This window comes from Klebsiella sp. GG_Kp173 (genome assembly GCF_040062415.1).
Classification (GTDB): domain Bacteria; phylum Pseudomonadota; class Gammaproteobacteria; order Enterobacterales; family Enterobacteriaceae; genus Klebsiella; species Klebsiella quasipneumoniae.
In genome coordinates this window covers 45,087-71,859 of sequence record NZ_JBEAFZ010000086.1, presented here as the reverse complement: position 1 = coordinate 71,859, position 26,773 = coordinate 45,087, and the positions used below count along the sequence as shown (strand labels likewise).

The following is a 26,773-nucleotide window of genomic DNA, read 5'->3' as shown; positions in this document are numbered from 1 at the left end:
GCAGGATCCAGGCCAGAATGATGAATCTTGTATACAAAAAATAAATTTTATGTATACGATCTGCTATCGATAAGTGAAACCGGAGTGGGTTAATGAATAATGAACATCGTCTCCAGGCCGCGCCAGCGCTGCAGGATAAGGACGAAAGCATTTACCAGGCGCTGATGACGGCTATCGTCGAACATCAACTGCCGCCGGGCAGCAAACTGCCGGAAGAGGCGCTGGCGGAAGTGTTCGCCGTGAGCCGCACCGGCATCAGAAAAGTGCTGCAACGACTCGCCGCTGTGCAACTGGTCACATTAACGCCCAAACGTGGTGCACACGTCACCAGCCCGAGCGTGGAAGAGTCCCAGGCGATCTTTCGCACCCGGGCGCTGCTTGAGGTCGCGAATCTGCCCGATGTGATCGCGCGCTGTCAGCCGCCGCATCTGGCGGCGCTGGAGAACATTATTCAGCGTGAGCAGCAGGCTCATGAGGCGCACGACGGCCCGGCGGCCATCCGCCACTCCGCTGACTTTCACATTCAGCTGCAGGCTATCTCCGGCAACCCGGTGCTCACTGAGATGGTGACCCGCCTCAGCCAGCGCTCCTCGTTAGTGATTGCCGCCTGGGGCGCACCCTGGCGCCAGGGCTGTCGCTGCGACGATCACCAGCAGCTGGTCGGTTTGCTGCGGGATAAAGCCCTGCAGCCGCTCAGCGAGGCGCTGATGCACCATTTTGATCATATTGTCGCCAGCCTGTGCTTCGAGCGCGATGGCGTCAGCCTGCCCGATTTTTCCCGGCTGTTCGCCGGTCACAAGGAGTCGTGATGTCTTCTGTTTGTATACAAGTGATAAACCCCAACACCAGCCTGGCGATGACCGAAACGATAGGCGCCGCCGCGCGCGCGGTCGCCGCGCCGGGCACCGAGATCCTTGCGGTCTGTCCCCGCGCCGGCTTGCCGTCAATTGAGGGCCATTTTGACGAAGCCATCGCAGCGGTCGGTGTGCTGGAGCAGATCAAGGCCGGACGCGAGCAGGGGGTGGATGGACATGTGATCGCCTGCTTCGGCGACCCGGGGCTGCTGGCAGCGCGCGAACTGGCCCAGGGGCCGGTGATCGGCATTGCGGAAGCGGCGATGCATATGGCGACGATGGTCGCCACCCGTTTCTCCATTGTGACCACGCTGCCGCGCACGCTGATCATCGCCCGTCATTTACTGCACCAGTACGGATTTCATCAACACTGCGCGGCGCTGCACGCCATTGATTTGCCGGTGCTGTCGCTGGAAGACGGCACCGGCCTGGCGCAGGAGAAAGTGCGCGAGCGCTGCATTCGCGCGCTGAAAAAGGATGGCAGCGGGGCGATAGTCCTTGGCTGCGGCGGGATGGCGACCCTGGCGCAGGAGCTGACCCGCGAGCTGCGGGTGCCGGTGATCGATGGCGTCAGCGCGGCGGTGAAGATGGTGGAGTCGCTGGTCGCGCTGGGCCTGGCGACCAGCAAGCACGGGGACTTAGCGTTCCCGGAGAAAAAAGCGTTAAGCGGACAGTTTCAGTCGTTAAATCCATTTTAAAAGGGGCAGGAGATGGTTGAGAACCAGGAACACTATCCTCGCGATCTGCGAGGTTATGCAGGGCAGCCGCCGCACGCGCGCTGGCCGGGCGGGGCGCGGATCGCGGTGCAGTTCGTCCTTAACTATGAGGAAGGCGCTGAGAACCACGTCCTGCATGGCGACGCGGGTTCGGAACAGTTCCTGTCCGATATCATCGGCGCCGCCAGCTATCCGGCGCGCCATATGTCGATGGACTCGCTCTATGAGTACGGCAGTCGGGCCGGGTTCTGGCGCATCCATCGCGAATTCAGCCAGCGAGGGCTGCCGCTGACGGTTTTCGGCGTGGCGATGGCGCTGGCGCGTCATCCGGAGATTGTGGCGGCGATCAAGGCGGCGGATTACGATGTGGTCAGCCACGGCTGGCGCTGGATCCATTATCAGCACATGGATATCGCCGAGGAGCGCGAGCATCTGCACAAAGCGGTGCAGGTGCTGACCGACCTGTTCGGCAAGCCGCCCACCGGCTGGTATACCGGCCGCGACAGTCCCAACACCCGCCAGCTAGTGGTGGAGCACGGCGGCTTTGACTATGACAGTGATTATTACGGTGATGATTTACCCTTCTGGAGCGAAGTGGCCTGCAGCGACGGCAGCCGCCGACCGCACCTGATCGTGCCTTATACCCTCGACGCCAACGACATGCGCTTTGCCACCGCCCAGGGATTCAACACCGCGGAGCAGTTTTATACCTATCTGAAAGACAGCTTTGACGTACTGTACGCCGAGGGAGAAACCGCGCCGAAGATGATGTCCGTGGGGATGCACTGCCGGCTGCTTGGGCGTCCGGGGCGTTTCCGCGCGCTGCAGCGATTCCTCGACTATATCCAGCAGCACGACAAGGTATGGGTCTGCACCCGGCAGCAGATCGCCGTCCACTGGCGCGAGGTTCATCCGTATCGCGGGTAGCCTGCTGCCCCTTTTCCTGGCCCTCTCCCCGGGGAGAGGGCATCGCCCGATCGCGACTCTTGCACCGATAAACCCTGAAAGACGCCGTGATGAATCGTGATTATTGAATCAGCATGGCGAGGAGTACCAGGAACAGTAGCAGAACATAGATGCGTGCATACCATACATCCGGTACCGCAGGGATAGCCCGGCGGCTAAACGCTATCCCGGCCCAGCCGGTCAGGACGAGCAGGCCTAGAATTTTCAGGCTGATAAAACCCAGAAATCCGCTCAACGGAATGGTGTGCCAGCCAATGATGGCATAGGTCACAGCGCCGCATAGCGCCACGGGCAAAGAAAGCGGGTTGGATGCGCTAACGCACTCCTGCATCGCATACCCGTGTCGCCGTAGCAGGGGCACCGTCATGACGCTGCCGCCCACGCCCAGCAATGCGGCGATCGTACCGATAACCACACCGCCGCCGGTGACCACTGGCAGTGGCAGCCGACGCCGAGCGCTGCCCGTGAAAAATCCCTTGCGCAACAAACAATCGCTGATGGTTGCCAGCATATAGAGAATAAACAGCGCGCGAACGATATTCTCGCTAAATATCCCCGCCAGACAGGAGCCCACTACTGCCCCAATGGCAATAAACCATATCAACGGAAACAGCGTCTGTGCGGCAAGCTTGCCCGCCCGCCAGTTACTATAGCTGATCCAGCCGGCGTTAAATATCATCACCGCCGTTGAGGTAGCCACCGCGACGTGCATAGCGTTTTCCGTGAGTTCCGGCTGGCGGAGCATCAGTTGATAGACAAATGGCACCACCACAAAGCCGCCCCCGAAGCCGAACAGCACCGTGGTAATGCCGGTAGTAAAGCCTGCCAGTGCAATAATAACGATATCATTCAACAGAATATCCCCGTCCTGAAAATGAGCGAGCAGCTTATACCGGTCGCGTACAGCTTCCCATTTGCACAGCGCTCAATTACCTTTGTAAATCGGTCAAAGGGAGACAGGTGTGCGCAACGTAAAAATTGACGAGGTCGATCGGCTCGATCGCGAAGTGGTGGCGTTAGGCAATGACTATGCGCAAGGGTATATTCTGCCCCCGCACCAGCATCGTCGCGCACAGCTGCTGTACGGCGCGACCGGACTGATGTATGTCACTACGCAGGACGGAGAATGGGTGGTTCCTCCGCAACATGCTGTCTGGATCCCCCCTGAAACCGTGCACGCCGTCAGATTTGCGGGGGTGACCACGCGCAGCTTGTATATTGAGCCAGATTGTGTGACCGCTTGCATTAAACACCGGCGTTGCGAAGTGATCAGCGTCTCGCCGCTGTTGCGCCAGCTACTGCTGGAGGCTGTGGATTTACCACCGTTGTACGACAGCCCACGCGATCGCATGCTGATACAGTTGATGTTGCTGGAACTGGCCGCCATGCCGGTCCGCGAATTTGACATTCCGTTGCCGCAGCATCCGGCGCTGCTGGCGCTTTGTCAGGCTTTTTTGCTTAACCCCACTATCCATGATCCTGCGGCGCGCTGGGCCAGGGCGCTGTTTATGAGTCCTAGTACCTTTCGTCGCCATTTCCTGAAGCAGCTGGGCCTGTCATTTTCCGCCTGGCGACAGCGAGCCTGCGTGGTGAGCGCCCTGGCATGGTTGATAGCAGGGAAACCGGTGAACGAAGTGGCCTTATCCCTTGGATACGACAATGCGTCCTCTTTCGCCACCATGTTCCGCCGCGTGACCGGGCAACCGCCTTCGTTTTATCATCCAGCCTGATGCTCAGGGGAAGGGGACTCCGGCAGCATGTGTCGGCAATGAATGTCGCATTCATGGCGTTGCTATGCATTAACGCAGCCATAAGACAGACACCTGGCTTGCGTCTTCAGGTACCCCAACATTTAGTGGTGGCTACCTCGATGCGGTTTATCTATTCTGCCTGTAACCATGAGAAGACCGGAATCTCTCTTTGTGAACCATCTAATCTTTGAAAAAGTCATCATCATCTTCATTCTCGTCCTGTGGGTATTCGATACATTCAGAACCAGGAAAAGAAAACGTTTTGATCCTGCCATTGAAGCGGCTAATGCCAGAGAACGTTATCAATGGCGTTATTTCAGATGGGGTTTTCGGATCATACAAGTGGTAGCGGGAGTGTATATCTTCGTACAGCTGATTCAGGTTTTACTGAGATAGAGGCCGCCGGCAGGGGCTACTGAACATAATCCGTGTCAGCGACACGTGTTCCTGTTTTTCGTTGAGAGCTGAGAACTTGCCAGCATATAAACGGGGTGTTTTTAGTTTGTAACATTTTAAACAACAGCATATGTGACCCTTCAATGATGCAAGTAATACTGGTTCGACACGCGGAAACAGAGTGGAATGTAAAAGGTATTATTCAGGGACACAGTGATAGCGCCTTGACGCTTCGTGGGGAGCGTCAAACAGCAGCCTTGCTGGCAGCGTTTGTAGCGAGTGATTACCGGGTAGAATGTGTTTACGCTTCTCCGCTTGGCCGGGCCTGGCAAATGGGACAGCGCCTGGCGGAGAGTTTTCATTGTTCACTGATAGCTGAACCAGCTCTGAAAGAACAGGCTTTTGGTCAGTTTGAAGGTATGACAACCATAGAGCTCCTGCAGAATAATCCAGACGCCGCAGAAGCGTTATTCAACCTTGATGCAGAGTATTGTCCGCCAGAGGGTGAGTCTCTCTCACATGCTTCGCAGCGAATTATGCATTTTTTAACCAATCTGGAAAAAAAACGTCATCATCGAACAATATGTATTGTGTCTCACGGACAGGTCATTCAGGGCGTGCTTGCGATGCTAAAAAGTGGTGCTGTGGATGATTTTCACCGGTATGCACAACCCAACGCGAGTTACTCCGTGTTCGAACTGATTAATGGAAGATGTACCGCCCTAAAATGGGGGATCGCGACGCATTTACGTCACCTGGATTAAACAGTCTGACTTACCCCAGATTCCTGCTGTTCATGTTTGCTGTTCTTCCTCAGTTTGTCGTTCCCGTCGCGGGTCCTGTCTGGTTGCAATTGCTTGTTCTGGAGAGTATTCAAAAGCGGGCTGGAATGATTTCCCTGGGTTCAGTCGCGATGGCATCAAGGACGTTTGGAAACGGCTCTTAACACCCGGGCGATATCAAATGGCAGGAACGGTGTACAGGCGTTGTCATGATAGGCCTCGGTATCCGCATGTTGTTCAGCGGGGCCGGCATAGTATCGAAATCAGCCCGTTAAGTTATACGGAACCAATAAACCCGGTCTCCGCTTTTCGCTCCGACTGGCTCTTAACCTCAGTTGGTTCGTCCGCTCTGTGCCAGGAGCGGACAGCCATGGAGTATAGGTATGTTGCTCTGAATACCGGTCAGGAATTAATCCCGTTCAGATCGGCAACTGCGCGGAACACCATCCTCAGGTGAAAGTTCAACGCGTCCATTAGCAACTCGAATCTCAAGGGCGCTTTATTAAAAGACGCTTTCTGAAACTTCCAGGGGACATCCCCATTATGGTGCTAAAGGCACGCCTGAACGCTGTTTCATCGCCGTATCCGCATGCACTTGCGATCTGAGAAATAGTTTTTCCTGGGCTTTCCAGCAGCACGGATGCCGTTTCAATACGAACTCGGGTAATGAAGTCTTTTGGGCTTTCCTGGACGAGTAGTTTCATTTTACGGTTTAGCGTCCGGGTGGTCATATTCAGAGCTGCAGCAAGTTGCTCAACCGTCATTGCAGGATTTTGATAACGAAGCAGGCTCTCTGCTTTAGTCAGCAAAGGATGTCTTGAATTGAGAAAACCTGCGGGCGCATAAATTTGCTGTGACAGAGGCTGGCTGTCAGCAACGGCCATGTCAGCTGTTAACTTTGCCAGCTCATTACCTGCGTGTTTGCGAACTAGGTATATGACCAGATCAACCCATGAAAGTGGTCCACCCGCAGTGACAACATTGTCCTGCTCGGCCAGGGTTTTTCCCCATACAGGTTTTGCCAGTGGATAGCGTTCAGCGAAAGTGGGATATAACCACCACGTTGTGGTGCAGACCCGTCCGTTGAGTAAACCCGCTTCTCCCAGTACAAAACTGCCTGCACAGGCTGAGGCAATACAGCTTCCCTCTAAATACTTCACTTTCAGCCACTCGGCTGCATTTGATACAGCGGCTCTGTCAACGGGAAATCTATGCTCATCCAGCTGCATACCGCTGGCAATAATCACCCCAAAGGTATCAGGTCCACTAAATGCGCCATCACTTTCAATACTGCGTCCCTGAACATCCCTGACCGGCTGACCATCAGCGGTAATCGTCCTGACGTCGAATAAAGGAACATCTCTGGATAACTCAGGATTTACCGTAGGGTTCATCCTGACCACCTGATTCGCCAGCCAGAACATATCAGCCAGCCCCGCAAGCGCCGAACGCATGCTGCCCGGAAGAGCAAGTAACGCAACGCGCATGTTTAACCCCGTCATGAAGAATGTCTGATTTCGCATGTTACCTGTCATTAATGACACTTCATACCCTTTGTCATGGTGATTACACTGCCTGAAATTCAACACCGCAGGAAGAATACAAACATGTGGATGAAAAATGTTATGTCACGTGCGCTGATAAAAGGAGCATTTGCCTTGTGTCTTCTATTCATGAATAGCCCGTTGCTTATGGCACAGGAAGAGGGGATAAAAAATATCGTGCTGGTTCACGGTGCCTTTGCTGATGGCTCGTGCTGGTCAGCCGTCATCTCCCTGCTGCAAGAGAGGGGATACCACGTTACGGCTGTTCAGAATCCTCTGACGTCATTACGAGACGATGTAACTGCAACTGAGCGTGTGCTTGAGCGCCAGAAGGGTAACGTTCTGCTCGTGGGGCATTCATGGGCAGGAGCCGTGATCACTCAGGCTGGCAATGCGAGGAACGTCAGGGGACTGGTCTATTTATCCGCTCTTGTTCCTGACAGCAATCAATCCGTATCTGACGCACTGGCGCGATTTCATGCACCCATGACAGGGATGGAAGCCGATAAGAACGGCCTTATCTGGCTTGATGAGCCAGAGTTTTTTCACCAGGTTATGGCCAATGAGCTAAGCATCAAAAAGAGCCGGCAGCTCGCTGCTGTGCAGCAGCCTGTCGCCGCTACCGCCTTTCAGGAAAAAGTGAAGGAAGCCGCCTGGCGAAAGAAACCGTCCTGGTATCTCATCACAGAAAACGACAACGCGCTGAATCCGTCAGTACAGGCCCGTTTTGCCCATGAGGCTGGGGCGCACATCACGCGAATTCACTCAGACCACCTGTCCATGATTTCTCATCCCGAAGAGGTTGCCGCATTGATTGTTAACGCGGCGCAGAGCATCCACTGATCCGTACATGCCAGGAAAATTTGCAATGAAAATTCTCCATCTTGATTCCAGCATCAACCATGAGTTTTCAGTAACCCGCCAGTTGTCAGCTGAAATAGTAAGGCAACTGGTGGCAACCGGTCAGGAGCATCAGCTGACTTATCGGGATCTTGTTAAAGACGAAATCAGTCATCTGACCGGGGAGATCGCTTCAGGTTTCAGGTCTGTATCGGAACGGCCGATTGCTACACCCCTTCTGGCATCTGAGCAGCAAATATCAGACGCTCTGGTCTCGGAGTTTCTTGAAAGCGAGATGATTGTTGTCGGCGCGCCAATGTACAACTTTTCTGTATCCAGCCAGCTGAAGGCCTGGATGGACAGAATTGCTCAGCCAGGGAAAACCTTCAGCTATACCCCAGCTGGGCCCGTTGGACTTGCGGGGGGCAAAAAAGTCATCATCGCCTCAGCGCGGGGCGGTTTTTATGCCGGTACGGGACTGGAAGATATGGATTTTCAGGAACAGTTCCTGCGCAAGTTTCTGGGCTTCCTGGGCATCTCGTGTGTTGAATTTGTCCGTGCTGAAGGTGTGTCGAAAGGTGAGGACGTAAAACTCAGAGAAATTTCCCGTGCTTTGTCTTTAATTCCACAGGCCATTAATGCGATTTTTGCCGCTAAGGAATGAACCATGCTGTACGCCGTTACACTGACTTACCTGACACAACCCGATGCAATTTCTGCTCATCTTGACGCACATAAGCAATGGCTGGTCAGGGGTTTTAAAGAAGGCAAAATCCTTTTTGCTGGCCCCCTCAGCAATCATGCCGGCGGCTACATACTTTTTAAAGGAGACAATGCAAGTGAAATTCAACACTGTCTTCAGGATGACCCCTTCATCATGCATAACATTGCCGATGCAGAAATAATGGTTATTGAGCCAGCGCTATGTGCGCAGGGATTCCCTGAGAAATGGGCAGAGAAAGCCCGTTTCATTTGACTATTAATCGCTGTAAAGTGCCCTGCATCCTGTGAAATGACTCCGTAACAGTTATTTAGAGGGCACTTTCTCTTATCATTTTTATGTCCGCTCCTCGTTCATAGCGGACCTTCAACTCAGGAAGCTTGTCCGCTCTGTGACAGGAGCGGAGACTAAAATCAAAACCGACGGCAAGCTCACCGAGCATGACATTCTGCTTGCGCTGCTTTGTAACGTGCCTCCAGCTTATCCAAAAAGCCAAAAAGTACTTGGTTCATTTCGCTATAATCGTGCGCCCGGAGCGCTTCAGGCGTGTCAACGAAACGATATTCTGCTGCACGGCTCAGGTCTTTCTCAGAATGAGCGATCAGCCGCTCTACAACGTCCAATGTGAGCTCCATGTGGCACTGGAAACCAAAGACGCGGTCTGAATAGGCAACGATCTGCCGCGGACAGCCTTCGCTGTAAGCAATAATTTTGGCCTCTGGCGTCAAACCCGGCATATCGTTATGCCAATGACCCACTGCCAGTGTTTTCCCAAAGTGAGAGAACATCTCATCCTTCCTGCCGTCTTCGGTCAATGTGATCGGGAATTTACCAATCTCTTTTTCCGGGCTATGAGAGAACGGTGCGCCCAGCGCTTCACCGATTAGCTGTGAACCCAGGCAAATACCGATCACCGCCTTACCGGTTTTAACCGCGGAAGCAATCAGCGCCTGTTCCGCTTTAGCATTAAAGTGCGGGCACGCTTCAAGCGTGGTGTTCGGATCTTGCGGACCGCCCATAACGATAAGAAAATCGATGCCTACGGCGTCAGCAGGTAGCCGATCGCCTGCATAGACGCGTGAGTAAGTTACATCATGACCCTGGTTTATTGCCCAGGTTTCATATGCGCCCGGGGATTCAAAACTTTCATGTACGATAAAGTGTACACGCATGAGGTTAAGCTCCTGTAATATCTTTGATGATCAGAATGATAAGTCACGCACCCATTGCCTAAGGCTCTACTTCGGGTGGTTCCAGTTTCGATATGATAATGGCAGGGGCTAAATCTGAAATGCCAGGTAGTATAGATAAAGCGCCAAGACATGATGAGGCCACAGGCTGGTCCAGTACTGCGATAAGCTATCAGCGCGGCGAGGCAGACCCTCCCCATCATCATGTTGAGGGGCAGCTACTCTTCGCCACCAGAGGGGTTATGCTGGTGCAAACAGAGAGCGACCGTTGGGTGATCCCTCCTCAGCGGGCATTATGGCTACCGCCTTTGCATATCCATAGTTATCATCTGATTTCACAAACCGATCTGAGGGCGATCTATTTCAGCAGTAGCCTTATCGCAGAATGTACGAGCTTTACGAAGAGTCAGCAGGTGCATGTGATCACGGCTACGCCGTTAGTCAAAGAACTTATCGCTGGGCTGTTCAGTGAGGACTACGCCAGACCGATTCAACGGAAGATAGCTTTGTTGCTTCTGGAAATTCTCAGCGAGGCTCCACCTTTAACGATGGCGCTACCCATGCCGAATGATGAGCGATTATTTAGCGCGGCCAGATCGCTACTGGTCAATCAGCGCTGGGAGGCATCGCTGAGCGAGCTGGCTTTTATGTCGGCCATGTCGGAACGGACCTTTTCCCGCTTGTTTATGAAGGATACAGGCTTTAGTTTTAGAACATGGAAGCAGAGAGCCAGAATTTGCGCTTCGTTGGATCTTCTCGCGAACGGCGTTCCAATCAAACAGGTCGCTTACCAGCTTGGTTTCTCATGCCCGGCGGCCTTTACCGCTGCTTTTCGCTGCATTTTGGGGGCAACGCCGCGCGATTATGTGCCTTAAACCGGGAAACCCTCAAAGCGGTCTTTGAGACTGTCATGGGCATATTACCAGACGCAGAAACCCTGCGAGGGTAGGCGTATCCCGCCTTTGCTGTTGAGAAAGGTAGTTTAATTTGCACCCGACACACTCTCATTGATTAAAGCACGGAGTGGAGATTACTGCGGTCCACAGTTCTGACAAACCGTGAAAGAGAAGGCCTGCGTGAAGAAAAAAGGTGTCGCGATACGTTATGAAATTACCTTATGACAGACCTTGCGGTGATTTACGGCACCGGGTGGATTCCGGACGCTGTGAACCGACTCATTGCTACGAAGCCTGATTCTGCTGTACCTCAGGCCATATGATAGCCTGCACAACAATCACATACCGCCCATTAATGCGTCCAGGGGAGTACACCCGGGCCCTTGACGTCCCCTGTGTGCCAAAAGCGGAAGTAGGCTGAAGATAAATTAGCATTGCTGTTAGTCGTGGGTTCTGCAGATGGGTAGAAATTGATAACTTAGGATGCAAGTTCGTCCCGCTCTTTCTGCAGTTTTCATCGAGGGGATATTCTCCGGAATAATTGTGCCCATATACAAAGATAGTTCAGAATCGGAATGAGTTAATAATCGGTACAGCAGGCGTTGCGCTCGGGCTGACAATGATCGACCACGAAAAGCAGGAAGTATTACTTTGTCAGTAATACGATATCCTCGCAGAAAAGCGATGTTTCCTTTCTGGCATATTAGCAACCCGGCGCGAACGTCGTTTTCATAGATAATATATACTTCTCTCTCAGAAATATGGTCACACAACTCTTCGTCATCAACTGCTACCAAATTGTTTGCAGAAAGTTCGCGAACTGTCTGCCATGTATGCTTATAGGCATCGCCCAGAGCCTGACAACACCAGTCAAAATCTTCGTATGTCGCCACTTGCAAAGTAAGAGATTTATCATTGAATTCAGGGGGTTCAGAAAAAGAGGTGGCGTATATATACTGGTCGGGAATACCCTGCGGGAAGGACTGGCCGGGTACAAGAATGCGAACATACTGAGCTCTGAGTTGTGACCATTCCTTACTAATGAGTTCTAATGCAGTATGATTTAGGTCAGAATCCATACCTACAATATCAATAAAAGGTTTGTTAATATTTCCGCTCTGATAACGGGGGCCGGTAAGAAATTGCTTTCCATCAATTTTGAGTTTTCGTTGTAAAAAATATTCCTGACATAATCCAGTTTCTCTCCAGGGAAATCGCGCCGAGAAACTTCTGTCTGTACACCTCGATTCCTGCTCTGACAACCATTGTTTTAGCCATGAACGTAGGGTAAATTCAGGCACAGGTAGCCTGGCATATTGAGATAGCATGTAAGATAGCATAAAAAATATTTCGCCCTTGGATGTAAAAATGTTCTTTATAAACAAATCAGAATAGCTCTACTCTCATTTTATTACCAATTATAGCTGGCACGTCCGCTCCTTGCTCAATGCGGACCTTTAGCTCGATAGCTTGTCCGCTCCGCGCCAGAAGCGAACAGTGTTATCAGTGGCGATTGATAAAACGTCAGCCCGTTAACCTTGTCTCACAGCACCTCCACCACTTCAAATTCTTCTGCAATCAACTCCATATCTTCAGAAAAATGACCTTCGGAGCTGAAAAATCTCTGATGCTCTCTCTTCCAGTATTCAAGGCTTAAATCGCCTTCACCTTCTTTGCGGGCGAATGCTTCAGTGACATCACAAAAACGAACCAGCTGCATCGAAACCAGTCTGATCACGCAAACTGGAACATTCTGGCCATCAAGAATAATGTTATAACTCCCTATCCTCGGGGCAGATTTTTCCTGCTGGTAAGAGGCAAAAGATCCGCAAGAGGCCGTTTTGATCCCTTTTTTGATCAGGTCAGCAAGCTCGTTAGCCAGCTCCGGACTGTCACCCATTTGCCAGGCATCTGCGCCGGGATACTTCTTTTTTATTTCCTCAACCTCAACCATGAAAATCCCTTCGTTATCGTCAATGAAAAGAAATGGCATACCTTTTTAACATGAGCGGTCCCAACATTATCAGCGATATCTTTCTTTAGATAGTGTGGTCCGTTTTTCGCTCAAAACGGACCTTAAGGGCATTGAACGCGTTTGCTCTGCGCCAGAAACGGCAGTTAACTTCAAGACGAACCATAAAGTCGCCTGTCTTATTCAGACTGCCAGTAAAGCGGTGAACCGAACGCGTCGATGTAGTAATCGATAATCGCCCGCACGTTCAGCGGAGGGTGGCGGGCATTCGGATAGATTGCCGCGATATGCTGTGGCTCCGTTTTTATGGACCTATCCAGCTCCGGCAGCAGTTCGATAAGTTCGCCGCTCTTTAGCCGGTCTCCAATCAGCCAGTCAGGAAACAGCACAATCCCCATCCCTCCGAGTGCGGCAATCAGCAGGGTTTCAGCATTATTCGATGACATCAGGGGCGAGACGGGGTAGTGCACCCATTCCTCTCCGTGCCGGCGCAGCAGCCATTGGTTTGGTCCTGACGAACCGCGGTAGACCAGGCATTTATGCCGGGCGAGCTCTTCGGGCGATCCCAGCATGCCGTGCCGGCGGATATAATCCGGTGACGCGGCAAGATGATAGCACTGCTGGCCAAACACGCGCGCATGAAATGCGGAATCCGTCAGCACGCCAATCCGGAAAATCACGTCAGCCGGCTCACGGTGCGGATCGATGTAATCATCAGTCAGCGTAAGCTCAATGCTGAGCTTCGGATATCGCTCCGTCAGGCCCGGTAACGCGGGTGCGACATGGCGCTGTCCAAAGAATACGGGTGCGTTTATGCGGACCATTCCGGAAGGCTCAAGCGTTCTCTCGTTGAGTTCCCGCCGCGCCTCCTCCATGCTGCCAGTCATCGCTCGCGCATAGCGGATAAAAAGATGGCCGCTTTCCGTCGGGATTATCGCCCGGGTATTGCGGTAAAAAAGCTGCTGCCCGAGCACATCCTCCATCTGATGGATGACACGCGATACCTGAGAGGCCGATATCCCTTCCCGCCGGGCCACCACAGAGAAATTCTGCGTTTCATAAACGTCTATAAAAATCAGCAGGGCGCGAATACTGATGTTCCCAAGCTCATTCATTAATGCATATCCTGCACAGGTGTTTATCTCATTATGGCATTTTTCTCATCCATATTAAGCCGTAATCTCCTCCGCCTGGACTACTGGAGATGATTGCTATGCAGCTAATATTGATTTTTATCGTCATTGCCGGAGGCATGGGACTGTCCATAGAGGCAGGATTGCTCGGACCATTGGGTGGGGAGGTCGGTGACCTCTGGGCGACCTTCAGCATATTCGGCGTGGGCGCGGCGCTGACCTTTCTGCTGATGCTTTTTTTCAGCCCGCGCAACAGTCCGTCGTTCTTTGCGCAACCAGCGTGGCAGCTGCTTGGCGGCGTGCTTGGGCCGATTTACGTCATCATCCTGACCGTAGTAACGCCGGCAATCGGCATCGCCATGACGATGATCGGCATCCTGGCAGGCCAGGTGTTCAAGAGCCTGATTATTGATCACTTCGGTCTGCTCGGTACGTCGCGCAGGAAAATTGACAGTAAACGTATCATTGCGCTGATTTTCATCATTGCAGCGCTGGTTATGGTTGCACAGGGGTAAAGTAACATTATGACTATTATCATGATTCTGCTCGCCGTCGCTGGTGGCGCCATGCTGAGTATCCAGGCGGCTATCAATGGCCAGCTGGGCAGCAAGGTTGGCGTATTCAAAAGCGCGTTCCTGACATTTTCTGTCGGCGCCCTGGTGACGGGGCTGCTGGTCTTTTTCTTCGAACCCAAACACACCCTGACGCTGATGGACGTGCCTAAATGGCAACTGCTGGGCGCAATGTTTGGTGTGCCTTATATCGTTATTATGGTACTGGCCGTCCAGCGTATTGGCGCGGCAGTTGCTACGATCGCTGTCATTTTTGGCCAGTTAACCATGAGCATGCTGATCGATAACTTCGGCTGGCTGGGCAATGCGTCGATTCCATTCTCGATGAGCCGAATCGGCGCCATTTTCTGCCTGGGTATCGCGCTGTTCTTCATTTACTCCAGCAGCAGGGCAAAAGCTGCCACGGCGAAAATCCCCCGCCAGCCATCGCCGGGGGGGAGCTGACGATTATTCCCAGCGTTTCAGCAGCAGGCTGGCGTTAACGCCGCCAAAGCCAAAACCGTTCGACAGCGCATAGCGCATCTTCTGCGGGCGAGCCTGCAGCGCCACCAGATTCATGCCTGCCGCCTCTTCATCGGGGTGATGCAGGTTCAGCGTCGGCGGCACCACCTGGTCACGCAGCGCCTGAATGGTGAAGATGGCCTCAATCCCGCCGGCCGCGCCTAACAGATGGCCGGTGGCTGATTTCGTCGAGGTAATGGCGACCGGATGCGCGCCAAACAGCGTTTTAATCGCTGCCAGCTCACCTTTATCACCGACCTGCGTCGAGGTGGCGTGGGCGTTGATATGGTCAATCTCGTCGACGGTCACCCCGGCCTGGCGAATAGCGGTCTCCATGGCCCGACGCGCGCCGTTCCCGTCTTCCGGGCCTGCGGTCAGGTGATAAGCATCCGCGCTGGTGCCGTAGCCGACCAGCTCGGCCAGCGGCGTGGCGCCGCGCGCCAGCGCGTGCTCCAGTGACTCGATCACGATAAGCCCCGCGCCTTCTCCCATCACAAATCCATCGCGGTCGCGGTCAAAGGGGCGGGAAGCGGCTTCCGGCTGGTCGTTGGAGGCGCTGGAGAGCGCCCTTGCCGCGGCAAACCCGGCCAGGCTAACGCGATGAATTGCCGCTTCCACGCCGCCGCAGAGGGCAATATCCGCCTCGCCGCTGCGGATCATCCGCGCCGCATCGCCGATGGCCTGGGCACCCGCTGCGCAGGCGGTGACCGGCGCGCCAATGGGGCCCCGGAAGCCGTGAGCGATAGACACATGCCCGGCGGCCAGGTTGGCCAGAAAAGAGGGGATAGTGAACGGCGAGAGGCGACGCGGCCCGCGTTCATCGGTGGTATGTACCGCATTGGCGATCTCGCTGAAGCCGCCGATCCCGGTGGCGATCACCGTGGCGGTACGTTCCTGTTCGGCCGCAGATGCTGGCGACCAGCCGGCCTGGGTCAGCGCTTCACGGGCGGCGACCAGCGCAAACTCGATAAAGCGATCCATCTTTTTGCGCTCTTTCGCCGGGATGGTCGCCAGCGGGTCGAAGCCGTGCAGCGGATCGCTGTCAATAGACGGCACCTGGCCGGCCACTTTGCAGGGAATATCCGCGACCAGCTGCTCGCTGAGTCGGGTGATCCCTGACTTTCCTGCCAGCAGCGACTGCCAGACGTGCTGTACGCCGCAGCCCAGCGGGCTGACAATCCCCATCCCGGTGACGACAATGCGTTTAACGGAAACGCCCATAGTTTACTCTCCTGTAGTATCAGTGTGCCGGCGGCTTTTTCATCAAGGGAACCAGCAGCGCGGCAAGCAAAAAACCCATCATGATGAGGTAGAAAGCATCGGAAAAGGCCTGGGTTCGCGCCTCCCGCAGCGCCAGCGCGGAAAGATTTTTCAGCGCCGCCGTCTGCGCGGCATCCGGCGAGATCCCCTGGACGGTGAAGTTTGCCGCGCTGCGCTGAACAAAATCGCTCATCGCCAGGTTGGCGTTATTCAGATGGTCCGCCAGGCGGCTGTAGTGCAAATTGGTTCTGTCGTTAAGCACCGTGCCGCACAGGGCGATGCCGATAGCGCCTCCGAGGTTGCGCATGAGATTAAACAGCCCGGAGGCCAGCTTCAGGCGCGCGGGCGGCAGGCTGCCCAGCGTCAGGGTCACCGTTGGCGCGACGGCAAACTGCTGCGCCAGTCCGCGAAACGCCTGCGGGAGCAGCAACTGGTCCGCCCCCCAGTCATGGGTTATTGGGACGAAGCTGTACATCGACACCGCAAAGCCGATCAGCCCGGCCATCAGCAGCCAGCGCAGGTCAACGCGGTTGGCCAACCACGAATAAAACGGAATAGACATGACCTGGAACAAGCCGGTGGAAAATACCGCCAGGCCGATCTCCAGCGCGCTGAAACCGCGCACGCTACCGAGATACAGCGGGGTTAAATAGATGGTGGCGAAGATGCCGACGCCGGCCATAAACGAGAAATAGCAGCCGAGGCTGAAAGTTCGGTCGTGCAGGGCCCGCAGATCCATCACCGGCTGCGGATGGCGGAGGGTGCGGATAACAAAAGCCACGCCGCAGAGCAGGGCGACCCAGGCGGTGGTCGTCAGGGTCGCGTCATCAAACCAGCCCCAGCGAGGACCTTCTTCGAGGGTATATTCCAGGCAGCCGAGGGACACGGCCAGCAGCAGAATACTGAGATAGTCGGCGCCGCGCAGCAGAGTGGGGTCGGCGCTGTCTACTTTCACCAGCAGCGGCACTGCCACCGCGATGTAAATCCCCGGAACAACGTTGATAAAGAACAGCCAGTGCCAGTTGTAGTTTTCGGTGATCCAGCCGCCCACCGTCGGGCCCAGCGTAGGGGCGAGGGAGGCCAGGCCGCCGATCGTCGCCGCGGCAATGACCCGCTGTTTGCCCTGAAAAAAGGCGAAAGCGGTGGTGAACACCAGGGGGATCATCGACCCGCCCGCCAGCCCCTGCAGGGCGCGGAAGGCGATCATACTCTGGATGTTCCATGCCCAGCCGCACAGCAGGCTCATCAGCGTGAAGCCCGCCGCGGAGGCGGCGAACAGCCAGCGGGTCGACATGACCCGGGCCAGCCAGCCGGAAAGCGGGATAATAATGATCTCGGCGATCAGATAGCTGGTTTGTACCCAGACGGTCTCATCGTCGCCCGCCGACAGGCCACCGCCGATATCCCGCAGCGAGGCGGAGACGATCTGGATGTCGATAAGGGCGATAAACATCCCCACACACATGCTGGCGAAGGCAAAGATTTTCTTCGCCGTCGGCATCGACAGACCCTGCGGGGCGGACAGCGCCTGAGCGGTGCTCATCGAGGGCTCTTTTCATTCACGGTAACGATCACCGACAGTCCCGGGCGCAGGACGTCAAGCTTTGCCCCGTCACCTTCCAGCGCAATGCGAACCGGCACCCGCTGCACGATTTTAGTGAAATTCCCGGTCGCGTTCTCCGCCGGCAGAATGCTGAAGCGTGAGCCGGTCGCCGGCGCCAGGCTGGCGACATGGCCCTTAAAGGTATGGTTCGGCAGCACATCGGCGACGATGGTCACCGCCTGGCCGGCGCGCATATGCGCCAGCTGGTTTTCCTTGAAGTTGGCGTCAATCCACAGGCCGTGCGCGGGCACCAGGGAGAGCAGCTGCGTGCCGCTGCTGACGAAGGAGCCGGACCACGCGCGGCGGTTGCCAATCACCCCATCGAACGGCGCGCGAATGTCGGTATAGCTGAGGTTCAGCCTGGCCATCTCGAGGTTAGCCTGGGCCTGCGCCAGGGCAGCCAGGGTTTGCTGCTGGCGAGCATCCAGCACCGCCAGCTGACGTTCGGCCACGGTTTTATCCGCTTTGGCTTTCTCCTGCTCGGCATGCGCCCGGCGATAATCGGCGGAGGCGTTATCGCGGATCTGTGCGGAAATCGCGCTCGATGCGGCCAGGGCGTTATAGCGTCGGTTGTCGTTAGCCAGTTTTTCGGTTGCCGCCGTGGCGGCCAGTAACGAGGCCGTAGAGCCGGCAATGGTCGCCTGCTGTAGCTGGCGGGTAGCCTGGATATCGGCCAGCGCGGCCTGCTGGGCCGCCACTTCCCCGGCGGCTTTCGCGAGGGCGGCGCGGTAATCGCGGTCGTCAATGCGGATCAACAGGTCACCTTTTTTCACCGCCATATTGTCCTGCACCGCCAGCTGCTGGATATAGCCGGAGACTTTGCTGGAGATGGCGCTAATGTCGCCGCCAACATAGGCGTCATCGGTGGTCTGCAGAAAACGTCCGGTTTGCCACCAGTACGCGCCGTAGCTCGCTGCCGCCAGAACGGCGGAGAGGGCCGCCAGGACGAGGACGCTTTTCTTACTGGCCAGCTTCATGGTTGGCATCTCTGTAGGGTTCAGGCTGGAATTTTTGCCCGCTATCGCCTTCGCGTTTGCGCAGCAGATATTCATGACGATATTGCATCAGCGGCGAGGCGGCGGGGCCCGGCACCATGGCGTATTTACCCGGGATAATCTCTTCCCCGGTCGCTTTATCCACCATGATCGGATCCACCCGGCGCTGGGTGGCGGTTTCCACCAGCTGCATCTGACGGCCTTCGGGAGCGAAGTGGCGGTTACCCCATTCCGCCAGCGCCAGCAGCACCATGCGGAAATCGCGGCCCCGCGGGGTGAGGTGGTATTCGTAGCGCGGCGGCGTGCTGCTGTAGCACACCTTCTCCAGCAGGCCGTCGTCGACCAGCGCCTTCAGGCGGCGCGACAGAATATTGGGCGCGACGTTGCTGCTTTTCTGAAATTCGTCGAAGCGGGTAAAGCCCGCAAAGGCGTCGCGCAAGATCATGATGCTCCAGCTGTCGCCGATGCGGCCAAGGCTGCGGGCGATGGGGCAGGGAGCGTGGCAAAGCGGTTCATTTTTCATGGGCTGTCCAGTAACCAAGTGGCTTTTGCCAGCAAATTGACATAGTAACTATCAAAATGCAAGTGACTATTCATGGCAGCCAGGGGAGAAGCCGCTGCCGTTCCGCTACGTCGTTTCTCCCTTTGAACAGTCTCCGCCGCCTTATATCTGCCTGACCGTAATAAGAGATAACTATCGCTGATGGCAGATGAAACATTTTAATAATGATAAAAATCGATGTGCTGGGTAATGACCTTTATTGGGGGATACGATATAAGGTATGGCGACACTCAAATTAACATTCTCATAACTTTTTAAGGTTAAATAAATGAAGCAGGTGGGTATTGTTGGCTGGCGGGGCATGGTTGGCTCAGTATTGTTGCAGCGCATGATCGAAGAAAATGATTTCGACGATATTTCAGCGCATTTTTTTAGTACCTCCAGTGCGGGTGCCGCTGGCCCGGTTATTAATGGTAAAAGCGACAAACTGAAAGATGCGAATTCCCTTAGCGCCCTCGCCGAAATGGATATTATTATAACCTGTCAGGGCGGGGATTATACCAAAGCCATCTATCCTGCGTTAATTAACTCTGGCTGGCAAGGGTACTGGATTGACGCCGCTTCGGCGCTGCGGATGGATGACAACGCCTGCATTATTCTCGATCCGGTCAACCGCGATAATATCGATCGCGCGGTGAAAGCAGGAGTGAAACTGTTTGTCGGCGGCAACTGCTCCATCACGCTGAGCCTGATGGGGCTGGCCGGGCTGATCAAGGCTGACCTGATTGAATGGATGAGCGTGATGACCTATCAGTCTGCCTCCGGGGCGGGCGCCAAACAGGTGCGGGAATTCATCGCGCAAAGCGCGTATATCAGTCAGCATTTATCTGCGGATGAACTGACGGCATCAGGTTCCGTGCTGCCTTTAGTCAATAAAGTGAGTGAATTGATTAATAGCGCCGGCATGCCGGTGGAGAATTTTGGCGTCCCGCTGATGGGCAGCATCATTCCGTGGATCGACAGCGATTTAGGCGATGGAAATAGCCGCGAAGAATGGAAGGGCGAGGCGGAAACCAATAAAATTCTTGGCCTTGCACCCGGCAGCATCCCGGTCAATGGCTTATGCATTCGGGTCGGCGTAATCCGCTGCCACAGCGCTGCCATTACCCTTAAACTGAAACGTGAGGTCAGCGAAGCGGAATTTGCTGAGTTAGTCACCCATTCCCATCCGTGGGTAAACTATATCCCCAATAATAAGCAAGAGAGTGTCAGTAAATTGACCCCGGCTGCTATTAGTGGTTCGTTGCAGGTAGGAATTGGCCGCTACAAGAAAATGTCGCTAAATAATGAACCCGTCTACTCGGTGTTAACGGTTGGCGATCAGCTATTGTGGGGCGCGGCGGAACCCCTGCGCCGCATGTTAAATATCCTGCTGGGCAAAATATAGTTAAGATTATTCGGGGAAAGCACTCGTTCGCTGGCGGTTAAGACAAATGTTTAACGAAGCGTTTGCGGACTTCCTTATAGCCGTTATTTTCATAAAATTGATGCGCTCTGATTCTTTTTTCACTGCTTGAAAGCTCAATATGAGCGCATTGTTTATCGCGGGCGAGGCGCTCTGCGGCATGGAGAAGCTGCTGGCCTATCCCTGAACCCCGTGACGATTCCTCTATCACCAGCGCGGAAATTAATGCCCACAATCGGTTTTCATGTACCGGTAAGATAAAATTGATAACGACCACGCCACACACGGTGTTTTCTGCTTCAGCCACCAGCGTATGCATCATACTTTGGGGTTCAGTGATGCGTTGCGCTAAGATCGCCGTCTCCGTCTGATAGCCCAGCTGCAGAAATAGCGTTTTCAGCGCGGGGATATCTTTTGATTCAGCAGCCCTGATTAACACCATGACCATCGTCTCCTCACGTATTGATACCGGGCGGGTGCGGGCCGGTGGATAGCCACATTCCCCCGGCCCGTCAGTGTACGCCTCTCAGTCCATCAGACTGACCTGGGCGGCGACAATCCGCCAGCCGTAGGGAAAGCGCACCCACGTTTGCTGCTGACGCCCCAGGCGCGCGCTGCCTTCGCGGGTAAACTCGGTGCTGCATACCGCCATGTCCGCGCCAAAGGTGGTGATGGTGGTATGGCGCAGGTCGCGGGCCAGACCGGCGGCGGGGCGGGCGGCGCGAAAGGCGCGGATCGCCTCAATGCCATACAGATTTTCGCCGGCCCCCAGCCGCACGGTGCGCGGGTCATGCCAGAACAACGCGTCCAGCGCCTCGATGTTATTGCTGACCAGCGCCTCTTCATACTGATAAAACGCCGCCGTCACCTCGGCGAGGATCGCCGGGCGGTCTACATTGTCCAGATTGATCATGCTGCACTCTCCGCCACTCGGGCATCGGTAACGCCCATCGCTTCCAGCGCCCGCGCGGCGCGAAGACAGGCTTGTTCGTTAAACGGCGCGGCTATCAGCTGCAGGCCAATCGGCTTGCCGCTGGCGGTACGCAGGGGCACGGTCACCACCGGCAGCCCGAGGAAGGAGATCGGCTGGGTCAGCATGCCCATGCTGGCGCGCACCGGCAGCGGCTGGCCGTTAATCACCATCTCCTCGGCGCCTATCGACGTGGCGCTGCATGGGGTGGCCGGGGCAATCAGCACGTCGGCCTGACTGAACAGGGATTTCATCGCCTGACGGGCATGACGGCGGAAGCGCTGGGCCTGCAGATACCACGCCGAGGGGATCATCGCCCCGGCCAGCAGCCGCTCGCGGGAGTGGGGTTCAAAGCGCTCGGGCGACTGGCGAAGATCCGGCAGATATTGATTACCGCCTTCGCTGGCGCTGATGATAAAAGCCGCCGAGCGTGCCAGGGCGGCATCCGCGAACTGCAGCTCGCTGTCGGCGCCCAGCGCGTGGGCGACTCGATCCACGGCCGCCCGGGCGTCATCATCGCACCAGGTGGTGAAATAGCCCCCCAGCCGCGCGCAGCGCAGACCCTCCAGTCCACGCTCCAGCAGGTTGCCGGTGCGCTCGCTGGCTTTATCGGCCTGAAAGTCATCGGCCGGGTCGCGCCCCTGCAGGGCGTCATACACCGAGGCGAGGTCGGCCACCCGGCGGGCAAAGGGACCAATATGATCCAGACTGGCGACAAACGGATGGCTGCCGGAGCGGGAGAGGCGGCCGAAAGTGGGTTTCAGGCCAAAGATCCCGCACAGCGACGCGGGGACGCGAATCGAGCCGTTGGTGTCGCTGCCGAGGCTGAAATGGACCAGTCCGGCGGCCACCGCTGCGGCCGAACCGCCGGAGGATCCGCCGGCGATCCGCGACAGATCGTGCGGGTTGTGCGTCGCGCCATAGTGGCTGTTTTCGGTGGTAAAGCCATAGGCGTAGGCGTCCATATTGAGCATCCCGCTGAGCAGGGCGCCGGCGCTGTGCAGCTGGCGCACCGCCCAGCTGTCGCTGGCTGCCGGCGGCCGGTCGCTCAGCAGCTCCGCACCGGCGAGGGTGGTGTGCCCGGCGACATCAAACAGATTTTTCACCGCATAGGGAATGCCTGCCAGCGGCGGCAGGGGGCGCTTTTCCCGGCGCAGGGCGTCGATGCTGTCGGCCTCCGCCAGCATGCGCTGGGCGGTGACCTCGGTCCAGGCGTTGATCTGCGGATTCACGCGGGCGATATCGTCCAGCGTCTGGCGGGCGATCTCCCGGGCGCTCAGTTCGCCTTCGTGCAGCGCACGCTGGATCTCGGCGATGGTAAAATGGTGAAGTGTCATGCTTTATACACCCCCGCTATCTCCTCGCGCGGCCCGAGCGGATAGTCCATCAGCGGCTGCGCCATGGCGGCGATGCGGGCAAACTGGCGCTCCAGCTCCTCGCGGCGCGGCGCATCCAGCTCCATATCAAAAAGGTGAGTCATCTGCGTCAGATACTCGCTCCAGTCAGGCTGTGTGGTCATGGTCTGCTCCTTAGTATCCGGCGGCGGCGCCGTTGCTGCGTGGATCGGTAGCCCCTTCAAGCAGGCCGTTGGGATGGCGGACAATGGCCCCGGCGTGGCCCATCGCTTCGCTGAAATCGGCCAGCACTTCCACCTCGTGCCCCAGATCGCGCAGACGCGCGATGCAGGCGGGGGCAAAGCGTCCCTCCAGCTTCAGTGAATCCGAGGACTGGCCCCAGGTGCGGCCCAGCAGCCAGCGCGGACGGGAGATGCTCTCCTGCAGCGGCGCCCCCTGCAGGATATAGCGGGTAAACAGCGCGGCCTGGGTCTGCGGCTGACCGTCGCCGCCCATCGAGCCATAGACCATCACCCGGCCATCGTTCAGGCGCGCCGCGGCGGGGTTGAGGGTATGGAACGGCTGTTTGCCAGGGGCCAGCGCCAGGAGATGCTGCGGATCGAGGCTGAAGGCCGCCCCGCGGTTTTGCCAGACGATCCCGGTGTCCGGGATCACCACGCCGCTGCCAAACTCGTGATAGATGCTCTGAATGAATGACACCGCCAGCCCGCTGTTATCCACGACGCCCATCCAGACGGTATCGCCCGGTCCTTTGCCGCCGCCCCAGGGAGAAGCGCTGGCGTCGTCGATGCTGTCGGCCAGCGGCTGCAGGGCTTCCGGGGTGAGCAACGCCTGAACATCCACATCCAGATGGCGCGGATCGGTGATATGCGCATCGCGCAGGGCAAACGCCCGCTTGGTGGCTTCGACGATACGGTGCACCGTTTGCGCCTCGTCGGCGTCGGCCATCTTCAGACGGTCGGTGATGCCGAGGATCGCCAGCGACACCAGCCCCTGTGTGGGTGGGGCAAGATTCCACAGCGTTCCCTGCTGGTGCTGGAGCGTCAGCGGCGCCGGACGCCGGGCGCGGTGGGCCTGCAGGTCGCCGAGGGTGACAGGCATCCCCAGCGCGGCCATCCCCTGGGCGAGACGTTCAGCCAGCGGACCGCGATAGAAACTGTCGAGACCGTCGCTGGCCAGCATGCGCAGGGTACCGGCGAGGGCGGGCTGGCGGAAGCGGCTGCCGGGCCTCGGGGCCTCGCCCGCGACCAGCCAGGTTTCGCTGAAGCCCGGCTGATGGCGCAGCTCTTCCAGTTTGCTGGCGGTGGCGTGGGCCTGCGAGGCGGTGACCGGAATGCCGTCTTCGGCATAACCGATCGCATCGGCCAGCAGGCGCGCCACCGGCAGCGCGCGGCCGGTTAAGTCCCGTGAAATCCGCAGCGCCTCGTCCCAGCCGCTGACGGTGCCGGCGACGGTCAGCGCGGCCTGCGGTCCCCGGTGGGGAATATGCTGCTGTCCGGCGTAGGCCTCGAGGGTCGCCAGCGACCCGGCGGCCCCGCTGGCGTCAATGGCGATGGGGTCTCCCTCAGGCGGCACGATCAGCCAGAAACCATCGCCGCCGAGGCCATTCATATGAGGATAGACGACGGCGATGGCCGCCGCGGCAGCCACCATCGCTTCAATGGCGCTGCCGCCCTCGCGCAAGATGGCCAGCGCGCTCTGGCTGGCGAGGTGGTGGGGAGCGACCGCCATGCCGTGGGTCGAAACGTTGCTACTGTGCATAAATTATCCTTTCTGAACGAATCACCCGCAGAACACTGCAAAAGCTGTTCCAGCTCTGAACGTTTCGTTTCATTGATAAAAACAATGACCGGAATTTTCCCGCTGGCACGCTATGTGTAAGGCATAGCAGATACAGTATGATGAGGGATAGACGATGAAACGAAAGTTACAGGGGCGCTATGCAACAACTCGATGAACGACTGAAAGGGCAATACGCCTCGCTGTCGCCGCAGGAACAGCGGGTGGCGGATTTCATCTTTGACCACTTTGATGACCTGATAAGCTACAACAGCGCCGAGCTGGCGCAGCTGAGCGGCGTATCGAAAGCCACCGTCAGCCGGCTGTTCAAGCGCCTGGGCTATGACAAATATAAGGACATGCGCGATGAACTGCGCACCCTGCGCCAGAGCGGGATGCCGTTGACTGACCAGCGCGACGCGGTGCAGGGTAACACGCTGCTGGCGCGTCATTATAAGCAGGAGATGGCGAACCTCACCCAATGGGTCAACGCCCTTGACGCGCGCCAGTTCGCCGAGGCGCTGACGGCGATGGTGGCCGCGCGCCGCATTGTGGTGATTGGCATGCGCAATGCCTATCCGGCGGCGCTGCACTTGCGCCAGCAGCTGCTACAGGCCCGCGGTCAGGTGCTGGTGCTGCCCCAGCCTGGGCAGAGCCTCAGCGAAGAGCTGGTCGATCTGACCGCCGATGATCTGGTGGTGATGATGGCATTTCGCCGGCGGCCGCGGATCGTCCGCCCGCTCCTGCAGCAGCTGCAGCGCGATGGTGTGCCGGTCCTGTTAATGTGCGAGCCGCAGGCCCACAGTCTGTTCCCGCTCTCCCGCTGGCAGCTCTGCGCGCCGCTGGACAGCGTCTCGGCTTACGACAGCTATGCCTCGGTCAACAGCCTGATCAATCTGTTGGCCAATGCCTTTCTGCACGAAACGCTCGATAGCGGTCGTCCGCGCATCCACGATATCGCTGCGCTTTACCAGCAACTGGACGAGCTGGAACAACGGTGATGGGGCGCCAGCGTGGTGCTGTGCATCAATATGGTGCATATTGTTCCGCGTTCTGGCGCCGTCTTTTTTTGTTCTTCGGCTCCTTACTGCCTGTCCTTTCTCACTTTTAGCTTAAATTCCTCGGCAACCCGCGCATCGACCGTATCTGGCACATTAGTTGCAAAAACAGATTCAAAGAATCTTTTGTTTCATGCTAACGTAACGGGTAAACATCATGAAGAAACTGTTGATCGCACTGGCCGGGGCCGCTTGTCTCCTTTCGTCTGTTTCTGCCGCGCAGGCTGACCAGCTCCAGGATATTGAAAAACGCGGCGTCATCCGCATTGCCGTGCCCCAGGATTTTCCGCCGTTCGGCTCGGTGGGGACTGACCTGCAGCCGCAGGGGTATGACATCGATATGGCGCGCTATCTGGCGAAGTCGATGAAGCTCAAGCTGCAGCTGGTCCCGGTGACCAGCGCCAACCGCGTGCCGTATCTGCAGACCGATAAGGTGGACCTGGTGATCTCCAGCCTCGGCAAGAACGCCGAGCGCGAGAAAGTGATCGATTTCAGCCGCGCCTACGCCCCGTTCTTCCTCGGGGTGTTTGGCCCGAAAGGGGCGGAGCTGAAGGACGCGGCCGCGCTGAGCGGTAAAAGCGTCGGCGTGACCCGTGGGGCGGTGGAAGATATGGTGCTGACCAGCGTGGCGCCGCAGGCGGCGCAGATTAAGCGCTACGAGGACAATAACACCACGCTGTCGGCCTATCTGTCGGGCCAGGTGCAGTATGTCGCCACCGGTAACCTGGTGGTGGCGGCCATCTCCCGGCAGAACGCTGACAAAGCGCCGGTGCCGAGCTTTATGCTGAAGGACTCGCCGTGCTTTATCGGGCTGAAAAAGAACGAACCGGCGCTGAAGGCGAAAGTGGATACCCTGATCGAGCAGGGCATTAAGGACGGCACCCTCAACGGTTTGTCTGAGAAGTGGCTGAAAGCGCCGCTGCCTGCCAGCCTCGGCGCGTAAGGTCTGTGG

General features: G+C 56.7%; 29 protein-coding genes and 3 pseudogenes. 16 read left to right on the top strand and 16 right to left on the bottom strand.

Translation table 11 applies throughout. The features are described from left to right. The first annotated feature begins 92 nt into the window (after window positions 1-92). The 3 genes and pseudogenes from ABLU50_RS21140 to puuE all read left to right on the top strand — a co-directional run bounded on the left by ABLU50_RS21140 (window position 93) and on the right by puuE (window position 2,497). Window positions 93-809, top strand: a complete 717-nt coding sequence (locus tag ABLU50_RS21140) for a GntR family transcriptional regulator (RefSeq protein WP_002905523.1) — start codon at window positions 93-95, stop codon at window positions 807-809. Further along, window positions 809-1,674 (top strand): annotated as a pseudogene (hpxA, locus tag ABLU50_RS21135) (allantoin racemase). The gene ABLU50_RS21140 and the pseudogene hpxA overlap by 1 nt, the downstream one beginning before the upstream one ends. Next, window positions 1,598-2,497 carry an allantoinase PuuE gene (gene puuE, locus ABLU50_RS21130; protein ID WP_227665589.1) on the top strand — a complete coding sequence of 300 codons (900 nt, stop codon included), beginning with the start codon at window positions 1,598-1,600 and terminating at the stop codon, window positions 2,495-2,497. Before hpxA ends, puuE begins: the two are co-directional and overlap by 77 nt. Before the next feature lie 100 nt (window positions 2,498-2,597). On the opposite strand, the gene ABLU50_RS21125 is transcribed toward puuE, so the two are convergent. After that, window positions 2,598-3,389 carry a sulfite exporter TauE/SafE family protein gene (locus ABLU50_RS21125; RefSeq protein ID WP_087833076.1) on the bottom strand — a complete coding sequence of 264 codons (792 nt, stop codon included), beginning with the start codon at window positions 3,387-3,389 and terminating at the stop codon, window positions 2,598-2,600. Between the two features lie 109 nt (window positions 3,390-3,498). Between ABLU50_RS21125 and ABLU50_RS21120 the strand changes: the two genes are divergently transcribed. The 4 genes and pseudogenes from ABLU50_RS21120 to ABLU50_RS21105 all read left to right on the top strand — a co-directional run. Then, complete coding sequence (locus ABLU50_RS21120; RefSeq protein WP_087833077.1) at window positions 3,499-4,266, top strand: helix-turn-helix transcriptional regulator; 768 nt, start codon at window positions 3,499-3,501, stop codon at window positions 4,264-4,266. A 192-nt stretch (window positions 4,267-4,458) separates the two neighbouring features. After that, entirely contained in the window at window positions 4,459-4,683 is a 225-nt protein-coding gene (locus ABLU50_RS21115; RefSeq protein WP_048324274.1) for a hypothetical protein, read from the top strand. 143 nt (window positions 4,684-4,826) lie between these two features. Then, window positions 4,827-5,447, top strand: a complete 621-nt coding sequence (locus ABLU50_RS21110; RefSeq protein WP_004151880.1) for a histidine phosphatase family protein — start codon at window positions 4,827-4,829, stop codon at window positions 5,445-5,447. Further along, window positions 5,444-5,740, top strand: a pseudogene (locus ABLU50_RS21105) (LysE family translocator); the annotation flags it as partial. The gene ABLU50_RS21110 and the pseudogene ABLU50_RS21105, both read left to right, overlap by 4 nt. Before the next feature lie 213 nt (window positions 5,741-5,953). Here the strand turns inward: ABLU50_RS21105 and ABLU50_RS21100 are convergent. Further along, window positions 5,954-7,000, bottom strand: coding sequence for a helix-turn-helix domain-containing protein (locus tag ABLU50_RS21100; RefSeq protein ID WP_032431057.1), 1,047 nt, complete (start codon window positions 6,998-7,000; stop codon window positions 5,954-5,956). Window positions 7,001-7,072: 72 nt separating this feature from the next. Between ABLU50_RS21100 and ABLU50_RS21095 the strand changes: the two genes are divergently transcribed. Genes ABLU50_RS21095 through ABLU50_RS21085 form a run of 3 tightly spaced genes read left to right on the top strand, consistent with a single transcriptional unit; the run spans window position 7,073 to window position 8,825 of the window. Further along, on the top strand, window positions 7,073-7,852 hold the full coding sequence (locus ABLU50_RS21095; protein WP_087833078.1) for an alpha/beta hydrolase: 780 nt from the start codon (window positions 7,073-7,075) through the stop codon (window positions 7,850-7,852). Between the two features lie 25 nt (window positions 7,853-7,877). Then, window positions 7,878-8,513 carry an NAD(P)H-dependent oxidoreductase gene (locus ABLU50_RS21090; RefSeq protein WP_002905507.1) on the top strand — a complete coding sequence of 212 codons (636 nt, stop codon included), beginning with the start codon at window positions 7,878-7,880 and terminating at the stop codon, window positions 8,511-8,513. A 3-nt stretch (window positions 8,514-8,516) separates the two neighbouring features. Beyond that, window positions 8,517-8,825 (top strand): YciI family protein, encoded by a 309-nt coding sequence (locus ABLU50_RS21085; protein WP_002905505.1) that lies wholly within the window; start codon window positions 8,517-8,519, stop codon window positions 8,823-8,825. A 176-nt stretch (window positions 8,826-9,001) separates the two neighbouring features. On the opposite strand, the gene ABLU50_RS21080 is transcribed toward ABLU50_RS21085, so the two are convergent. Next, on the bottom strand, window positions 9,002-9,742 hold the full coding sequence (locus ABLU50_RS21080) for a type 1 glutamine amidotransferase (protein ID WP_087833079.1): 741 nt from the start codon (window positions 9,740-9,742) through the stop codon (window positions 9,002-9,004). Window positions 9,743-9,834: 92 nt separating this feature from the next. Here ABLU50_RS21080 and ABLU50_RS21075 point away from each other — a divergent pair, with 92 nt between their 5' ends. Next, on the top strand, window positions 9,835-10,635 hold the full coding sequence (locus ABLU50_RS21075; RefSeq protein ID WP_174562434.1) for a helix-turn-helix transcriptional regulator: 801 nt from the start codon (window positions 9,835-9,837) through the stop codon (window positions 10,633-10,635). 461 nt (window positions 10,636-11,096) lie between these two features. Here the strand turns inward: ABLU50_RS21075 and ABLU50_RS21070 are convergent, their stop codons facing one another. The 3 genes from ABLU50_RS21070 to ABLU50_RS21060 form a co-directional block, all read right to left on the bottom strand. Beyond that, complete coding sequence (locus ABLU50_RS21070; protein ID WP_106479250.1) at window positions 11,097-11,996, bottom strand: hypothetical protein; 900 nt, start codon at window positions 11,994-11,996, stop codon at window positions 11,097-11,099. Between the two features lie 203 nt (window positions 11,997-12,199). Next, entirely contained in the window at window positions 12,200-12,556 is a 357-nt protein-coding gene (locus ABLU50_RS21065) for an ASCH domain-containing protein (RefSeq protein ID WP_072140459.1), read from the bottom strand. 251 nt (window positions 12,557-12,807) lie between these two features. Next, complete coding sequence (locus tag ABLU50_RS21060; protein WP_002905496.1) at window positions 12,808-13,743, bottom strand: LysR family transcriptional regulator; 936 nt, start codon at window positions 13,741-13,743, stop codon at window positions 12,808-12,810. A gap of 98 nt (window positions 13,744-13,841) precedes the next feature. Here ABLU50_RS21060 and ABLU50_RS21055 point away from each other — a divergent pair, with 98 nt between their 5' ends. Both ABLU50_RS21055 and ABLU50_RS21050 read left to right on the top strand, forming a co-directional pair. Next, on the top strand, window positions 13,842-14,276 hold the full coding sequence (locus ABLU50_RS21055; RefSeq protein WP_004151877.1) for a DMT family transporter: 435 nt from the start codon (window positions 13,842-13,844) through the stop codon (window positions 14,274-14,276). Window positions 14,277-14,285: 9 nt separating this feature from the next. Continuing rightward, a complete protein-coding gene (locus ABLU50_RS21050) occupies window positions 14,286-14,777 on the top strand; it encodes a DMT family transporter (RefSeq protein ID WP_087833324.1) in 492 nt (163 codons plus the stop codon). A 3-nt stretch (window positions 14,778-14,780) separates the two neighbouring features. On the opposite strand, the gene fabF is transcribed toward ABLU50_RS21050, so the two are convergent. The 5 genes and pseudogenes from fabF to ABLU50_RS21025 form a co-directional block, all read right to left on the bottom strand. Continuing rightward, entirely contained in the window at window positions 14,781-16,055 is a 1,275-nt protein-coding gene (fabF, locus tag ABLU50_RS21045) for a beta-ketoacyl-ACP synthase II (protein ID WP_087833323.1), read from the bottom strand. Window positions 16,056-16,074: 19 nt separating this feature from the next. Continuing rightward, a complete protein-coding gene (locus ABLU50_RS21040; protein ID WP_087833322.1) occupies window positions 16,075-17,637 on the bottom strand; it encodes a DHA2 family efflux MFS transporter permease subunit in 1,563 nt (520 codons plus the stop codon). Beyond that, window positions 17,634-18,674 (bottom strand): HlyD family secretion protein, encoded by a 1,041-nt coding sequence (locus ABLU50_RS21035; RefSeq protein WP_060655854.1) that lies wholly within the window; start codon window positions 18,672-18,674, stop codon window positions 17,634-17,636. Before ABLU50_RS21035 ends, ABLU50_RS21040 begins: the two co-directional genes overlap by 4 nt. After that, a complete protein-coding gene (locus tag ABLU50_RS21030; RefSeq protein ID WP_002905427.1) occupies window positions 18,658-19,215 on the bottom strand; it encodes a helix-turn-helix domain-containing protein in 558 nt (185 codons plus the stop codon). The genes ABLU50_RS21035 and ABLU50_RS21030 overlap by 17 nt, the downstream gene beginning before the upstream one ends. Then, window positions 19,212-19,331 (bottom strand): annotated as a pseudogene (locus ABLU50_RS21025) (hypothetical protein); the annotation flags it as partial. The pseudogene ABLU50_RS21025 and the gene ABLU50_RS21030, both read right to left, overlap by 4 nt. 191 nt (window positions 19,332-19,522) lie before the next feature. Between ABLU50_RS21025 and asd the strand changes: the two are divergent. Further along, a complete protein-coding gene (gene asd, locus ABLU50_RS21020; protein ID WP_087833321.1) occupies window positions 19,523-20,641 on the top strand; it encodes an aspartate-semialdehyde dehydrogenase in 1,119 nt (372 codons plus the stop codon). A gap of 37 nt (window positions 20,642-20,678) precedes the next feature. On the opposite strand, the gene ABLU50_RS21015 is transcribed toward asd, so the two are convergent. From ABLU50_RS21015 to hpxW, 5 genes are all read right to left on the bottom strand, one after another. Continuing rightward, window positions 20,679-21,101, bottom strand: coding sequence for a GNAT family N-acetyltransferase (locus ABLU50_RS21015; protein ID WP_002905423.1), 423 nt, complete (start codon window positions 21,099-21,101; stop codon window positions 20,679-20,681). A gap of 84 nt (window positions 21,102-21,185) precedes the next feature. Continuing rightward, entirely contained in the window at window positions 21,186-21,572 is a 387-nt protein-coding gene (hpxZ, locus tag ABLU50_RS21010; RefSeq protein ID WP_002905421.1) for an oxalurate catabolism protein HpxZ, read from the bottom strand. Next, a complete protein-coding gene (locus tag ABLU50_RS21005; protein ID WP_087833320.1) occupies window positions 21,569-22,966 on the bottom strand; it encodes an AtzE family amidohydrolase in 1,398 nt (465 codons plus the stop codon). The genes hpxZ and ABLU50_RS21005 overlap by 4 nt, the downstream gene beginning before the upstream one ends. Then, the gene (hpxX, locus tag ABLU50_RS21000) at window positions 22,963-23,148 is read right to left on the bottom strand and encodes an oxalurate catabolism protein HpxX (protein WP_057215351.1); all 186 of its coding nucleotides are present in this window, start codon (window positions 23,146-23,148) and stop codon (window positions 22,963-22,965) included. Before hpxX ends, ABLU50_RS21005 begins: the two co-directional genes overlap by 4 nt. A 10-nt stretch (window positions 23,149-23,158) precedes the next feature. Next, window positions 23,159-24,745 (bottom strand): oxamate amidohydrolase, encoded by a 1,587-nt coding sequence (gene hpxW / locus ABLU50_RS20995; RefSeq protein WP_087833319.1) that lies wholly within the window; start codon window positions 24,743-24,745, stop codon window positions 23,159-23,161. A 179-nt stretch (window positions 24,746-24,924) separates the two neighbouring features. On the opposite strand from hpxW, the gene hpxU reads away from it, so the two are divergent. Together hpxU and ABLU50_RS20985 are read left to right on the top strand one after the other, a co-directional pair. Beyond that, window positions 24,925-25,764 (top strand): MurR/RpiR family transcriptional regulator HpxU, encoded by an 840-nt coding sequence (gene hpxU / locus ABLU50_RS20990; protein WP_087833318.1) that lies wholly within the window; start codon window positions 24,925-24,927, stop codon window positions 25,762-25,764. A 214-nt stretch (window positions 25,765-25,978) separates the two neighbouring features. Continuing rightward, entirely contained in the window at window positions 25,979-26,764 is a 786-nt protein-coding gene (locus ABLU50_RS20985) for a transporter substrate-binding domain-containing protein (protein ID WP_002905298.1), read from the top strand. The last annotated feature ends 9 nt before the right edge of the window (window positions 26,765-26,773 follow it).